The sequence below is a fragment of the Winogradskyella vidalii genome (genome assembly GCF_013403955.1).
Lineage (GTDB): Bacteria > Bacteroidota > Bacteroidia > Flavobacteriales > Flavobacteriaceae > Winogradskyella > Winogradskyella vidalii.
Genome location: NZ_JABFDG010000001.1, coordinates 979,712 through 994,837, shown reverse-complemented (window position 1 = coordinate 994,837; position 15,126 = coordinate 979,712). Strand labels below are relative to the sequence as shown.

The following is a 15,126-nucleotide window of genomic DNA, read 5'->3' as shown; positions in this document are numbered from 1 at the left end:
TGGAATAATGAGACATGTATTAGCGACCATTATTGGCTTTATCGCAGCATCAGTAAGTGTTTACCTCATCGAAAATTTAATAGGTCATAACCTATTCCCTTTACCTGATGGTGCAGACCCATTGAATATGGATTGGCTTAGCAATAACATGCATATAATTCCTGTTGGTATAAAAATCTGTGTCGTTATTGCCCATTTTACAGGAGTGCTTATTGGAATGTTTGTATCTGCCAAAATATCTAAAACGAGTATAGTGCCAAGTTATATAGTTGGAGCATTAATGCTTGCAGCTACATTTTTTAATATCGTGATGTTACCAAAAGAACTATGGTTTACGCTTTCAGATGGTGTATTTGCAATTGTTGGTTTCATTTTGGGACATATTCTGACTAAAAAACAGATAAACAAGAATTTTTAATGTACTTGTACTCTTAGAATTAAACGCTTATTTAAAACGTAAATCCAATCCTAATCCCTCCCCATTTTGTTGAGGATCCCGTTTCAAATTCTTTAGTGATGGCAGATTTGGTATATTCAAAATATAGGCTTTTCGTTTTTAATACGAGCCCATAATTGAATTGTGCTGTAAATCGCTCCACGTCACTAGAAGCAATAGTATATGGACTATCTGTAGTTATCAAACCGCCTTGCAAGGTGGCATCATAACCAATAACACTAATCATAGGATGCACGTAGGCATAGAGTTGAAAACCCTTTGTGTTTAGAGTGGTAGAAAACGCTGAGTTTAAAATCCCAACAGTACTATGAAACCCGACAGACGCGTTTGTAAATAAGGTGCCTAATTGTAAAGACGACTGCGCTTGAAACGTGAATACATCATTATAATTATACAGCTGTTTCTCATAGTCGATTCTGTAATTCAATACCACATCATTTTTAATTTGGTTATCCCAACCACCTGGGACTTTATTTCCTGTGGCTTCATGTATGCCAACTTGCATCTCCTTACCAAAAGCACCTGGACCGATTAAACCTAGACTCAAAGCTTGAGATAGTTTAGTCTTACGACTTTGATCTGTGGCCATGGTAAAACTCTTCAACATAATGGCAGATGAAAACGGTCGGTCTCCAACTTGAATCGCTTCACTAACATAATCGTTTGGTGTAAACCCAATATGTTCAATAGCCAAGCCATATTTAGTTGTGACATCTTTAGGCTTAAAAAATAAATGATTTACAGGATTCTTCTCTAAACCAGGCATCACCACTTCAAAACTATAACCTTGTGTATAATTCTCGTCGGTAGCAGCAAAATAATCATTGTCGTAATGAAACCTGAAATAACTTTCTTTTTCTATAGTCCTGTATGAAACTGCATGGTCTATTTTTTGAGCAAACAGACCTAATGGAAGTAAAAGAAGGATGATAATTCGTAGTATATTCATACAAATACTTACGAGAATACTAGAACTATGGTTTTATCCTTAATTTTGATGTTATATTAAACATCATAGCATTTTTTTTACATGGCAGACAAAATAAGTTTAAAAGACGCGATTTCAATAGGCATAGGTGGTATGGTTGGTGGTGGTATTTTTGCCGTCCTTGGATTAGCCGTTTCTATCGCACATGGCGGAACACCTGTAGCCTTTTTATGTGCTGGACTTTTAGCATTAATTACGTCGTATAGTTATGTGAAACTATCTCAAAAATATCCGGATCGTGGAGGCACCGTAAAGTTCATTAACCAAGGCTTTGGAGTGTCTATTTTTAGTGGAGCTATTAATAACTTGCTTTGGGTGAGTTACATTATTATGCTTTCGCTTTACGCTTCTGCTTTTGGGTCGTATGCGCCTAATTTATTTGCCATTACCTCAAACACTACAATTAATTTTCATATCTATGCTAGTGCCATTATCATACTCGCCACAGCGATAAATTATTATAGCATTGCGGTTGTAGGGAAAATAGAATCTTATGCCGTCATCATAAAACTAATTATTTTAATTGGGTTTATTGGCATTGGTGCTTACGGCCTTATTGGAAACCCTAACCTATCACAACTGGCCATTTCTAATTGGGAATCTCCCGTACAATTATTTGCAGCAGGCATGGTGATTTTTGTCGCTTATGAAGGTTTTGAACTCATTGCGAATGCAGCTCCAGATATTGTAAATCCTGAAAAGAACATCCCAAAAGCCTATTACTACTCTGTAATCTTTGTCATTATACTCTATATTATCATCGCTATTGTGACGGTAAGCTCATTGCCTTTTGATACCATTGCCACCGCGGAAGATTATGTTTTGGCCGAAGCCGCTAAACCTATGCTTGGTAAAGTCGGTTTCACCATTATAACTATTGCGGCCTTAATCTCTACATTCTCTGCGATAAATGCCTCCTTATATGGAGGCAGTCGTGTGAATTTTGAAATTGCCGAAGATGATGAATTGCCGCATCATTTCACCTCTAAACTCTGGAATCAGCCGATAGGCTTATTAATAACCGCAATCGCAACATTAGTGATTGTCAACACCCTTGACTTAGAAAGTATTTCAACGGCAGGAAGCGTTGGTTTTATTCTCATTTTTGGAATTGTCAATTGGGTAGGTTTTAAGTGCTCCAAAGACACAGGTAGTAATAAAATCATCCCCATAAGTGGCTGTATACTGTGCCTGATTGCCTTAGTGGTTTTAATTAATCAACAATACCAATCGAATCTTACAGGAGTGTTGGTGTCTCTTGGTATTATTGGGTTGTGCTTTATTGTAGAATGGATCTATAAAACTTCTGAAAAGAAAGCTTAATATAGCTTCAATAGCAAATTAGGATCAGGACAGTTGTCTTTATAAAAGGGTAAATCGAGTTGATTACTCACGCCTGGATAATCTCCACTAAAATCTTGAATATCATGTATGATCTGAAAGTGTAAATGCGGAGGATAATCTCCATTAACCTCAGCAGTGCCAAGTGTTGCGATTTGCGCACCTTGGGTCACTTCTACTCCAACCTCTAAATCTTCTATGGATGCCAAACTTAAATGACCATACAAGGTATAAAACTCAATCCCTTCACTATGATGCTTTAAAATGATGGTCGGGCCATAATCACCATAATTGGTATTGTTTTTAAAACTATGAATTGTGCCAGATAAAGGTGCAAAAATGGGTGTACCAGCCTCAATCCATAAATCTAATCCTAAGTGAATATTGCGTTCGGTTTCAGGATGTGTTTGATTAAAATATGTACTCCGTTGGTAAATTCCTCGTTTTTCAAGATAACCACCATAAGCTATTTTAGCCTTGTTAGCTACCATAGACTTCCAGATATAACGTTCTAAATCTTCTGCATCTGAAACATTAACAGCCTTTAATTCTGAATTATCAACGGATAAATCTAAAGCCATATAGGATGTTTTGGGTATTGAAGGATTTACTAAAGGATGAGTTTCAAGTTGGGTTAGCATATCTAATATGGTCATGGTTGTAATGCGGCTTCTAATTTTTCAGATTTATCCTTTGCATAAGTTAAGGTACTATCCATTTCGAAACATTTTTTGAAATGCTTCAACGCATGTATAGAGTCGCCTTTTAACAATAAGGCATCACCATAACTATCGTATGGATTTGCAGATGTTGGATGTTCTTCAATATTTAATTTAAAAATAGCCAACGCTGCATCTAGCTCATCTTCGTTTAATAATTGATAGCCTAACACATTTAAATCTCCTTCAGACACCGAATAATTAAGGGTATCCAATTTATGAGTATGGTAGTAGCGCATTGCGGTGTTTGAATCCTCTGTTAAAATACGCTTTGCCATTTCTGTAGCTAGTGCTGTTTTTGGCATCTGGTAAGGTTGTCCGGCTCTAATATTTGAAATCCCATTTATAATAGTTCCAAAGTCATTGGTTGTATTGTTAGTTAATATTATAAAACCACTCTTTGTATCGAGTTCATTATATAAAAACGTTACAAAACCAACCCAACCACCAGAGTGAAAGACTGTTTTTGGTTTGGATGGATCCTGCTCTAAAAACCAACCAAAACCATAGTTGGTAAGATCTCCATTATTTAAAACACCAGGCGTCCAAGCATCATCTAAATAGGCTTTTGAAATTATAGTATGGTTAGCTAAGGCCATATTCCATTTGTACAAATCTTCTATGGTTGAGTAAATTCCTCCATCTCCTCTAACATCATTTACAATATTGTAATCATTTGACACTAAATCGTTCTGGTTTAATGCCAATTGGTAGCCAAATACCCGATTTGGCATTGCGGAATCGGCTTCTATTTGATAGCTGTACAAGGTTGTATTTGTCATGCCCACAGGATCTGTAATCTGTTCTTTTAGAAACACTTTAAAGTGTTGCCCAGATATTTTTTCTACAACCGATGCTAAAACCAAATAGCCTGTATTACTATACTCCCATTTCTCTCCAGGTTGAAAATCTAACTCAGGATTTACACGGTAAAACTCAGTTAATATCTCATTATTACCTAAAATGTACTTTTTAGTCGAATCTTCCTTTACAAAATTCTCAGCAATTAAACGCTCATAATCTGTAAGTCCTGAAGTATGATGCAATAATTGACGAATAGTAATATGATCATAAGGAAAGTCGGTTAATATGGTATTTACCTTTTGATCATACTCCAATTTACCAGCTTCTTTTAATTTCATAATAGCCATGCCTGTAAATTGTTTGCTTACGGATGCTAATCTAAACTGTGAGTTTAAACTCAAGGAGTCTATTGGGTCTATAGACCGTAATCCGTTAGAACTTTGATACACTATAGCACCATCATTATATACTAGAATATTACCTGTAGCAATGCCCTTCGCTTTTAATTTTGAAATAAACGCATCATAGTTATTGACTTCTGAGTTAACTTTAGTGTTAGAATCTGTTTTACAACAAAAAAAGCATGCTGTAAAAAAGCACACTATAGCAAATTGAATGATGGATCTCATAATATATGTTTAAAGTCGTTAGTTCTCTATAAAAATACGGATTTAAGATTAATTAATAATCACGTTACTAAATTTGGCATTGACGACAATATTTCGATTAGAATTCTGGCCATCAGGATAATGACGAATTGTTTTTTGTTCAGTTGTTTTGTTATTATACTTTGAACGGTTGCCTTTAAAGTAGAGTGTATAATCTATAGCTTTGGGCAAGTTAATTAGTGCATCGCTATTTTCTAATACCAAATTAAGATTCTTAAAGGTGGTACTTAAATTAGAAATCGTTAAATCCCCAAAACTGCCGTCAATAATAGCGGTATCGTTTAAATTGCCAACCGTTACATTAGACGATTTAGAATTGAGTACTAAATTTTGAGCGGTTTTAATCTGAGCTTTATCTACAAAATTGAGATTTAAAGTTCCCAAGTTCCAGGTATTCACCATGACTGGCGAATAAGAGACATTGATGGAAGTCTCGCTTCCATCAATGTGTTCTGCTACTAAAAATGAATGCGAAATATCGCCTTTCATATTGTGTATTATAGAGGTTATTTTTAGTTCACCATGTCTAATATTAGTTTTTAATTGGGCTTTTTTAGGGATTTTAATTTTAATCACCTTTTTTATTTTACTATTGTTTCCCGATTCTAAGCGCTTTACATAAACAGAAGTTTTACTCTCCGCCATATGTTGTTCTCTTTTAGCAAGCGCTTCCTGTCTTTTCTCTAAAGACTCACCTCTTTTCTCCATAGCTTCGGCCCGTTGTTCCATTTGTTTTTCCAAACGCTCGCCCCAAGCTTCCATTTTCTCACCCCATTCTTTTCCAAATTTTTCACCAAATTCCTCACCCCATTTTTCCATATCCTTTCCGTATTTCTCACCAAACTTCTCACCCCATCTTTCCATATCTTTTGCCCATTTACCGTCAAAACGCTTCCCGTATTCTTCTCCCCATTTTTCCATTTTCTCCTGATATCCTGAGTCTCCAAATTCTCGTGCCCAGTTTTCCATTTTTTTCTGAAATTCTTTACCTCCTTGCTTTTCATACTTTTTACTCCATTCGGCTAAATAGTCCTCACCATCCTTTTGGTATGCTTCGTAATCAAAATCTATAGTTGTAATGTCTTTGGGCAACTTTGGTAGTTTTGGCATTACAGGCATGGCTGGCATTTCTGGCATGGCTGGCATTTCAACTAGTGCTGGCATCATTGGTAGTTCTGGCATCACGGGTACTGCTGGTAATTCAATTAACTGGTACTCCAATTCTTGTAATACGGCTGCATAATCTTCATGAGGATATGACGCCGAATTTAGCCCCCCTGTAGATGAAATAACAACCTTATCATTAGAACCTTCAACTTTAAGTTGCCAAGCTTTTAATGCGTTTTTTAATTCCTCTTCGGTCAATTTATCACCTTCAATATAAGCTTCGACTTCAACGACATCTTTGTTCCATGTATCTATTTCTATTTCTACATAGCTGGTGTTTAATTCTACAATCACATCTTTATTCACTTTAATGGATTGTGATGTTTTACTCATCTTTTTTTGTGCATAACAAAACGTGGTTATTAGACACATAACTAAAATTCTAATAGTGTTCATGATTTTTGATTTTTTTAGACTTACCCAGCAAAGCCGTGTAAAATCTGTTCGTTTTTTGATTGATTGATTGATTCTGATTTACAAAGTTTCTTGTGTCACGGAATCGTCTTTAAATTCTAATAGTTTTTCTTTAAGGCGCATCACTAAATTGAGTCTAAACTTCAGATTATTAATAAGTGCATCTAAAGTAGCTGTATTGGGTCCGTTGTTGTTTAACTCTAGCGTTAAGGTTTTATATTCATCGTTTAATTCTTTCAGTCTTCCAACGTAACCATCAAATAATTCTTTATTTTCTGGGGTGAGTTGCACTTTAGATAACTCCAGATTAATACTTGCTAAATAGTAATCTTCCACCTTTTTTAAATCTGGTGACACATCGCCTAAGGTTTTTATTTGGGTATCAACAACTTTAGTAGGTTCAACTGTTTTTGTTGGAACCTGATAATATTGATACGCTCCATAACTCAACCCTAACAATACTATGACACTCGCTGCTATATTTAAAAACCCGAACCTGTTAGTTTGTTTTTTCTTTGTAGGAAACTCATTTTCTAATTTTTCAAGAAAACGAACCTCATGCCCTTCAGACATTTTTGTATGCTGATTTTTTGGGTCTACTTCAAATAGTTCTCTAAGATCTTGTCCCATTCTTTTCTAATTTTAATACGTCCTTTAATTTCTGTTTTCCACGCGATAGTTGTGTACGAGATGCCACCTCTGTAATATTTAAAATTTCAGATATTTCCTTATGATCATAACCTTCCATTAGATACAGTAGTACAACATACTTGTATTTTTCGGGCAAAGAGTCTATCGCTAATTTTACGCCTTCAACCGTAACACTCTCATCAACAGTCCACCCAGTATCATCATTATCTTCTACTACGTTTAAATGACAATCTTCTAATGTCACCAAATGCTGATGTTTGGACTTTAAAACATCAATACATGTATTAATAACAATACGTTTCAGCCATGCACCAAAACTCACTTCCGCTTTATACTGTTCTAATTTTGAAAATGCTTTAATAAACGCTTCCTGCACAACATCTTCAGCTTCCATGGTATCTTTTACAAATCGAAGCGCTATGACTAACATACCATTACAGTATTGATTGTACAATTGCATCTGTGCTTGCCTATCATTCTGCCTGCATTTTTCAACAATATGAATTTGAAACGTGGTGATTTTAGTTGTGGTTTTTGATTGGTTACATCTTAAAGACGACATAAAAATTGAAGTGTTGCAAGAATCTTCAAAATATTTTCAATTTTATAAGATTTCCATAAAATTCAACGTTTGACATATATAAAGTTATGGATTTCAATTATCTTTAAATATTGAATGCATAAGTTTGCACTTGTATGTAAAAATTAAAATCTATCTAGATTAAACCATGTTAAAACGCCTCATAATTCTCTTGATCATTTCAGCTATTGGCCTATTAGGCTATTGTATATTTGTTGAAAATATATTTGCGCCGCCTTTAAGTCCAAAAGATACTGCCGAAATTGCACTCAACGATTTAAAAATAAAAGTTGAATATAACCGTCCTTCAAAACGTGACCGTGAAGTATTTGGTGCGCTTGTACCTTTTGATAATGTATGGCGTACCGGTGCCAATGAAGCAACGACCTTTGAGACCAATAAGGACTTAATAATAGATGAGATTGTATTAAAAAAAGGAAAATATACCATCTGGACCATACCAAAAGAAGATACTTGGACCGTGATGTTTAACTCCAAGCAATACGATTGGGGTGTAAACGAAAAAATGGAACCCATGTGGGATCCAAACTACGATGCACTAGAACTTGTTGTACCAGCACAAAAAATAGATGAAACCGTTGAAAAATTCACGATTGCCTTTGATCATAAAACGGGAAATTTAAAACTAACTATGGCTTGGGATAACACATTGATAGAAGTACCACTTGATAGTGTTCAGTAGATTAAAATTTAATGAAACAAACTGAAATCATTCTTTCCGCTGCCATTACCCTTTTAATGTTGCTAAGACTATGGTTTACTTATCCATATGCAGCTTTATCAATTAGCTTACTCTGCCTATTTTTATCATTATTATATGGTATTTTTAGTTTTGGACTTTTAAACCAAATTAGATTTAGAAATATCTTCAAAAAAGAAGCTTTTAAAGACACAAACATGTTACGAATCCTTGGCGCTATAGGCACTGGTTTTGTATTGTCTTTAATAACCATTAGTAGTTTATTTAAATACCAAAGCTGGCCTTACGGGAATATAATTCTCCTAATCGGACTTGTTAGCCTAATACCAATCTACGCCTTTATAATTTTTAAATTCTTTTATAGCAGAAGCAAGTTTTATACGACACTTTTAATTCGACTAAGCATCATCGCTTTTATAGGAGTTTTACTTTACTTCACTACAGCAGAAACCTTATTAGAAATGAAGTTTAGAGATTTCCCAGAATATGTTGAAGCCGAAAAAAAAGCTTTAAAAACCCCTGATAATCGAGCACTACAGGAAGCCGCTAATGCAGCAAGATTAAAAATGGAAATGTCTAAATAAATCCATTAAACTTTCTGTATCATAAAAAAAGAATATTTTTGTGTCGACTAAGTAATTAACTGCATGACGTATCAATTTACCATTATAGTTCCTGTATATAATGAAGAGGAAAATCTAGAACGTGTAGAAACGGAACTTTCTAGTTATATTAAAATTGCTACTGTTACTACTTCAATACTCTTTGTGAATGATGGTTCAAGCGATAACAGCCAGGCATTAATTGAACGTATTTGTGAACGAAATGATGCTTTTGATTATATCTTATTTAAAGAAAACAGAGGGCTTAGTGCTGCAATTAAAGCTGGTTTTGATTATGTAGATTCTGAATTGGTTGGTTATATCGATTCTGATTTACAGACCTCACCCGAAGATTTTAATACCCTTTTAGAACATATCGGTTCTTACGAATTGGTAACCGGAGTGCGCTCTAACCGAAAGGATTCGTTTGTAAAAAATATGTCTTCTAAAATTGCCAATGGCATAAGACGAGCATTTACACATGATGGTATGGATGATACGGGTTGTCCGCTAAAAGTAATTAAAACAGACTACGCCAAACGCATCCCAATGTTTAGAGGCTTACACCGTTTTTTACCAGCAATGATTATGTTACAAAACGGACGCGTAACACAAATTACAGTTCAACATTTTCCAAGAATGGCTGGCACGGCTAAATTTGGACTTTGGAATAGACTTCTCGGACCGCTTATAGATTGTTTTGCCTATTTATGGATGAAGAAAAAATATATAAATTACGAGGTGTCTAAATCTAGTAAATAAAAAAAACGAACATTCAATTTGAAAGACTGGATTATTTACAGCATTGGGTTTTTAGCTCAAATTTTATTTTCATCACGACTCATTATTCAATGGATTACGTCTGAAAAACAACGCAAAGTTATTACCCCAAAAACGTTCTGGTTACTCAGCTTAATTGCTTCATTTTTGCTTTTTATTTATGGCTATTTACGTTTAGATTTCTCCATAATGTTAGGTCAGAGTTTAACCTATTTTATTTATATCCGAAATTTACAACTGCAAGGCCAATGGCAAAAATTTCCTAAATTCATTCAATACATACTGATTGGTGCCCCTATTTTAATTGTCTTGTTTTATTACAACAACAATAAAATTGACTTAGAATTATTATTTAAGAATGAAGATATTCCGATGTGGCTATTAGTGTTAGGTATTGTAGCACAAGTTATTTTTACATTGCGTTTTGTATACCAATGGATTCATTCTGAACGTCAAAAAATATCAACCTTACCCATGGGTTTTTGGGTATTAAGCCTAATTGGTGCATCAATGATTCTAACTTATGCCATCATTAGAAAAGACCCTGTATTATTTGTAGGCCACTTATTTGGCTTAGTAATTTACGCAAGAAACGCTTATTTAATAAGACAGAGCAATGATTAAATACATAGAAAAATATCCGATTCTTAGTCTGTTATTATTTGTAATTGTTATGCTTGGTTTTACAATTGATGCGATTCCGGTGACAATTATGGAAGCACGAAATTTTATTTCGGCTAGAGAAATGCTTACTGACAACAATTGGATTTTAACCACCATGAATGGCGAAGCCCGTTACCAAAAACCGCCTTTACCAACATGGATTACAGCAGCATTTGGTTATGTCTTTGGTATTACATCTGTTTTAGCCTTACGATGGTCTGCACTTTTATTTGTGGCTAGTATTGGGATTTCAATTTATATTTTATCAAAAAAATTAGAGCTTTCAAAAACACATAGCTTAATTAATGGTTTTATTGCTTTAACATCTTTTTACGTGATAGGGATTACAGTTGAAGCCCCTTGGGATATTTACACTCACGGTTTTATGCTTATGGCATTGTATCAGTTGTTTTTAATGTTTCAGAATGAAAAAACATCTATTTTAAGAAGTTTACTTTTTGTAGTGTTTTTAGCTGGATCTATTTTATCTAAAGGTCCAGTATCACTATATGTTCTTTTCTTACCATTTATAATAACATATGGTATCGTTTTTAAATATAAAGGTGGTATACTTCATTTTCTAAAACTAATAAGTCTTTTGATTTTTGGATTGGTTTTAGGAGCTTGGTGGTATCTGCATGTTAGAGTTGCAGATCCTGAAACATTTATTAAAATTGCCGAGCGAGAAACGTCTAATTGGCATAGTTATAATGTTAGGCCTTTTTATTATTATTGGAGCTTTTTTGTTCAAAGTGGTATATGGACCATTCCTGCATTTATCAGTTTATTATATCCGTATCTAAAAACTAGAGTGATAAATTTAAAAGCCTATCGTTTTAGTTTTTTTTGGACCATCTTAGCCGTTATTTTACTATCGCTAATTCCTGAAAAAAAATCTCGCTATTTAATGCCTGTTTTAATTCCTTTAGCCTTTAATATTGGGTTTTATATTGACTATTTAATTCGAGAATTCAAGAATTTAAAGTCGAAAAAAGAAACGATTCCGGTGTATTTTCAGTTTGGTTTAATAGGGCTTATCGCAGTGTTGTTTTGGGGCATCGGTTTTGTGATTGCACCCAGTTTATCAGGAATAATTTTAGTAAGATATATTCTATCGAGTATAGCATTGGTGGTAATTGGCTTTTTTATCTTCAAACATTTAAAGGCGAAAAATATAAAAACTACATTTTATTTAGTTATTGGATTTATGCTTATCATTGGGTTTTTAGCGCTTCCGATAGTTCAAAATCAATCACAAGAAAACTATAGACCTTTATCTGAAATAAGTGCAGATGAAATTTCACTCTATACCTTAGATGGTGTTTCGCCAGAAGCTATTTATAGCTATGGTGATAAAATTCCGAGTATTAAAACTGATGATGGTATAGTTATTCCAACAGAAACTCAATTTAATTTATTGACATCCACTTCTAATCCTGAAGACATTGAAGCACTTTCAAAATTTTATAAGATTGAATTTGTTGCGACTTATGATTTAAATTTTTCGAAAAAAGACTACCGTTCCCGATTGGTCAATCAGCTTTATAAGCTTACAAGAAAGCAATTCTAAAACGGATTTAAAATCTAGTGATTTATTTGATATACCTATAAAGAATGTACATGTACAACTTATAGAAACCAAATCCTCCTATGGCACCAAAAGTTAACCCGCAGATAATATCTAAAGGATAATGCACACCCACATAGATACGACTGTAAGCCACTATAAAACTCCATATGAGTAATAAGTAAATTAAATTTTTAAAGTAAGGTTTTAATAGTAAGCCAGTAAAAATAGCTACTGCCATAGAATTAGAAGCATGCCCTGAGAAAAAACCATATTTACCACAGCGCGGTGCTACATAACGCATTACATCCATTACGCCTTCCGCTCTACAAGGCCTTGCGCGTTGAAATTCATCCTTAAAAACATTAGTGATTTGATCGGTAAATGTAATTAAACCTGCAACTACGAACACTAATAGCAATAAAGCTTTCCAACCGTATTTTTTATAAATTAAAAATAGTAACGTTGCATATAAAGGAATCGATGTCAATTTATTGGTAATAATTAACCATAAATTGTCCCAAGTATCCGTTCCTAAATTGTTGAGATATAAAAATAGGTTTTTATCTAATTCTAGTAACTGGTCTAACATTAGTCGTCGTATCGTGCAATTTCTCTATCGTAAAAATCGGTAGCTTGCTGAATGTAATTTTCAGTTTCAGTTTCCAATTCCTTTTCATCGTGTTGGTCGAACTCTTCAAACCATTCGACTTCATCATTTTCAAGATTTATGATAAAACGCGGGAATTCAGTGTGAATAATAAAAATTGCTTCAGGATAATCTGTGTTATCGCCTAATATGAATTTTGGTAGTTCCATGGTAATGTTTGAAATCGACAGCTTAAAGCTCGAAAATTTGTAATTAATTAGGATGCAAATATATTGATTTTGATTGAGCTATGTAATTAATATATTAAGTTCAAAACAGGAATATTTTCTTTCTTATGTAGAAGATTTTTCAATAAGATTTTTAGTCAAAAAATGAAACCTAATAAACAGTAAAACTGCAGCAACACTCAACCCGGCAATAAGCCCTATCCAAATGCCCAAACTTCCATAAGCATCTGCTTTGCCTAAATAGTAACAAATTGGGAAACCAATAACCCAATAGGAAATAAATGTAATCAAAGTAGGAATCTTAACATCTTGCAGGCCTCGTAAAGCACCAAGAGCAATCACTTGAAGGCTGTCCGTAATTTGAAAAACAGCAGCTGCTAATAATAATGTAGCGGCAATTTGTACAACTTCAGCATTATCTATGGCATTTTTTGGGTCATCTAAATCCACATACATGTTGGGTAGAAACTTATGAAAAACCACAAAAAACAGAGCAAAAATGACTGCAAATATAAAACCGACTAAAAATATAGATTCTGCAATACGTTTTAAAGCCTTAAAATCCTTTAACCCTTTTTGATTACCGACTCTAATCATAGCAGCGACACTTAAACCTGTGGCCACCATAAAGGTCATTGAAGATAAATTTAATGCAATTTGATTGGCTGCTTGTGCATTAGCTCCCAAAGTTCCACTTAACCAAACGGCAGCCGTAAAAATACCGACTTCAAAGAACATCTGCATAGCACTTGGTAATCCTAGATTTATCAACTTTTTAATAGGTGCTTTACTAAGACTAAAAAACTTAATATTAGTGACATAAGCTTTAGATTTGTTACGTTTAGCGAGTAACCACCATAGATAAGCAACCATAACAAAACGGGATACTAAAGTACCAACGGCTGCCCCTACAATTCCCATTTCAGGAAATCCGAATTTACCAAAAATCAGTACATAATTGATAGCCACATTGAGCACGTTAGCAACTATGGTTGCATACATTGGGTATTTTGTTAACGACAATCCATCACTAAACTGCTTAAAAGCCTGAAAAACAATAAGTGGAACTAAAGAGAAGGCCACTAAATCTAAATACGGAATGGCCAAATCTACCACTTCCTTTGGTTGGTCCATAATATACATTAAGGGCTTAGCAAATAGTAAAATGCCAAATAAAATAAAACCTAAAACCGTGCAAAGAAAAAGGCCATGTTTAAAGACCGATTTTCCATTTTGGAAGTTATTTTCAGAATCAGCTTCTGCAACTAAAGGTGTAATAGCTGTAGAAAAACCAATCCCTAAAGACATGGCAATAAATATAAAGCTATTACCCAACGACACAGCAGCTAGTTCAGCGGCACCTAATTGGCCCACCATTATATTATCTACAAAACTAACAAAGGTATGACCAAGCATACCCAACATCACAGGAGATGCGAGTTTTAGATTGTATCTAAATTCTTTAGTGTATTGACTTAAAACCATGGCGTAAAAGTACTACTTCCTTTTAGTTTTAAGAATGAAAATTTTTGTAAATAATAAAGATTATTTGAGTACTTATTTTAATCTTTTTACGCCTTACACCAAACCTTTAATCTATTCTTTTGGCATGGGTTATAAAAGATAACCCTTGCTGACCCGAAGTCGACGTCATAACACCTTCAAAGATAGGTTCTGGACAATTTTTAGGTATCAACCAATCGAAAATAAAATTGGGACCTGTGCCACCTGCTATTTCAACTTCATTAATTACAATGTCTAAAGTTTCCATCGGTTTCACAAACACAGGGTTTTCAATATAAGACTTAAATAAGTCACCATCGCTATCGTAATAGTCTATTTTTGAGAGATAAATACTATCACTTATACTCGCATTTCTAATGCTCACCATAGCCGTTAAATTATAAATTTTATGCTGGGAATAACTATAAATTTGAGAATAAACGGATAAATAGGATTCTCCTGACATTAAAGAATCTACAGCTGTGATATTAGCTTCACGTTCCGACCAATTTACTTTTTCGAATTCTTCTTTACCTAAAATTTCATTGCAAGAATTAAAACTAAATAGTGCTAAAACTAGAATTAAAAGGATTGTTTTTTTCATAGCAATTAGGTTTAAGTATTGATTGTTTTAAAGATAATAAATTGATTATATTTTTTATCA

The 15,126-nt window shown here is 34.0% G+C and carries 17 protein-coding genes; 7 read left to right on the top strand and 10 right to left on the bottom strand.

The features are described 5' to 3' along the window. Positions 1-7: 7 nt before the first annotated feature. A complete protein-coding gene (locus HM982_RS04110) occupies positions 8-418 on the top strand; it encodes a hypothetical protein (protein WP_179351840.1) in 411 nt (136 codons plus the stop codon). A 31-nt stretch (positions 419-449) separates the two neighbouring features. Here HM982_RS04110 and HM982_RS04105 read toward each other — a convergent pair whose 3' ends face one another. Beyond that, complete coding sequence (locus HM982_RS04105; RefSeq protein WP_179351839.1) at positions 450-1,406, bottom strand: lipid A deacylase LpxR family protein; 957 nt, start codon at positions 1,404-1,406, stop codon at positions 450-452. 81 nt (positions 1,407-1,487) lie between these two features. Here HM982_RS04105 and HM982_RS04100 point away from each other — a divergent pair, with 81 nt between their 5' ends. Continuing rightward, positions 1,488-2,768, top strand: coding sequence for an APC family permease (locus tag HM982_RS04100; protein ID WP_179351838.1), 1,281 nt, complete (start codon positions 1,488-1,490; stop codon positions 2,766-2,768). Here the strand turns inward: HM982_RS04100 and HM982_RS04095 are convergent. The 5 genes from HM982_RS04095 to HM982_RS04075 form a co-directional block, all read right to left on the bottom strand. Then, a complete protein-coding gene (locus HM982_RS04095) occupies positions 2,765-3,442 on the bottom strand; it encodes a peptidoglycan DD-metalloendopeptidase family protein (RefSeq protein ID WP_179351837.1) in 678 nt (225 codons plus the stop codon). The genes HM982_RS04100 and HM982_RS04095 overlap by 4 nt on opposite strands. Then, positions 3,439-4,938: a serine hydrolase gene (locus HM982_RS04090; RefSeq protein ID WP_179351836.1), complete on the bottom strand. Its 1,500-nt coding sequence runs from the start codon at positions 4,936-4,938 to the stop codon at positions 3,439-3,441. Before HM982_RS04090 ends, HM982_RS04095 begins: the two co-directional genes overlap by 4 nt. A 48-nt stretch (positions 4,939-4,986) precedes the next feature. Then, positions 4,987-6,477: a YggN family protein gene (locus tag HM982_RS04085; RefSeq protein WP_179351835.1), complete on the bottom strand. Its 1,491-nt coding sequence runs from the start codon at positions 6,475-6,477 to the stop codon at positions 4,987-4,989. Between the two features lie 141 nt (positions 6,478-6,618). Beyond that, on the bottom strand, positions 6,619-7,188 hold the full coding sequence (locus HM982_RS04080) for a hypothetical protein (protein WP_179351834.1): 570 nt from the start codon (positions 7,186-7,188) through the stop codon (positions 6,619-6,621). Continuing rightward, positions 7,172-7,771: an RNA polymerase sigma factor gene (locus HM982_RS04075; protein ID WP_179351833.1), complete on the bottom strand. Its 600-nt coding sequence runs from the start codon at positions 7,769-7,771 to the stop codon at positions 7,172-7,174. The genes HM982_RS04080 and HM982_RS04075 overlap by 17 nt, the downstream gene beginning before the upstream one ends. A 166-nt stretch (positions 7,772-7,937) precedes the next feature. Between HM982_RS04075 and HM982_RS04070 the strand changes: the two genes are divergently transcribed. From HM982_RS04070 to HM982_RS04050, 5 genes are all read left to right on the top strand, one after another. Next, the gene (locus tag HM982_RS04070; RefSeq protein ID WP_179351832.1) at positions 7,938-8,492 is read left to right on the top strand and encodes a DUF2911 domain-containing protein; all 555 of its coding nucleotides are present in this window, start codon (positions 7,938-7,940) and stop codon (positions 8,490-8,492) included. 11 nt (positions 8,493-8,503) lie between these two features. Continuing rightward, positions 8,504-9,094 carry a hypothetical protein gene (locus HM982_RS04065; protein WP_179351831.1) on the top strand — a complete coding sequence of 197 codons (591 nt, stop codon included), beginning with the start codon at positions 8,504-8,506 and terminating at the stop codon, positions 9,092-9,094. Positions 9,095-9,157: 63 nt separating this feature from the next. Continuing rightward, positions 9,158-9,874 carry a glycosyltransferase gene (locus HM982_RS04060; protein WP_179351830.1) on the top strand — a complete coding sequence of 239 codons (717 nt, stop codon included), beginning with the start codon at positions 9,158-9,160 and terminating at the stop codon, positions 9,872-9,874. An 18-nt stretch (positions 9,875-9,892) separates the two neighbouring features. Beyond that, complete coding sequence (locus tag HM982_RS04055; protein WP_179351829.1) at positions 9,893-10,516, top strand: lipid-A-disaccharide synthase N-terminal domain-containing protein; 624 nt, start codon at positions 9,893-9,895, stop codon at positions 10,514-10,516. After that, the gene (locus tag HM982_RS04050) at positions 10,509-12,125 is read left to right on the top strand and encodes an ArnT family glycosyltransferase (RefSeq protein ID WP_179351828.1); all 1,617 of its coding nucleotides are present in this window, start codon (positions 10,509-10,511) and stop codon (positions 12,123-12,125) included. Before HM982_RS04055 ends, HM982_RS04050 begins: the two co-directional genes overlap by 8 nt. A 22-nt stretch (positions 12,126-12,147) precedes the next feature. Here the strand turns inward: HM982_RS04050 and HM982_RS04045 are convergent, their stop codons facing one another. The 4 genes from HM982_RS04045 to HM982_RS04030 form a co-directional block, all read right to left on the bottom strand. Further along, entirely contained in the window at positions 12,148-12,714 is a 567-nt protein-coding gene (locus HM982_RS04045; protein ID WP_179351827.1) for a phosphatase PAP2 family protein, read from the bottom strand. After that, entirely contained in the window at positions 12,714-12,941 is a 228-nt protein-coding gene (locus HM982_RS04040) for a hypothetical protein (RefSeq protein WP_114310042.1), read from the bottom strand. The genes HM982_RS04045 and HM982_RS04040 overlap by 1 nt, the downstream gene beginning before the upstream one ends. A 123-nt stretch (positions 12,942-13,064) precedes the next feature. Beyond that, positions 13,065-14,444: an MATE family efflux transporter gene (locus HM982_RS04035; protein ID WP_179351826.1), complete on the bottom strand. Its 1,380-nt coding sequence runs from the start codon at positions 14,442-14,444 to the stop codon at positions 13,065-13,067. Positions 14,445-14,550: 106 nt separating this feature from the next. After that, on the bottom strand, positions 14,551-15,066 hold the full coding sequence (locus HM982_RS04030; RefSeq protein WP_179351825.1) for a DUF3124 domain-containing protein: 516 nt from the start codon (positions 15,064-15,066) through the stop codon (positions 14,551-14,553). Positions 15,067-15,126: the final 60 nt, after the last annotated feature.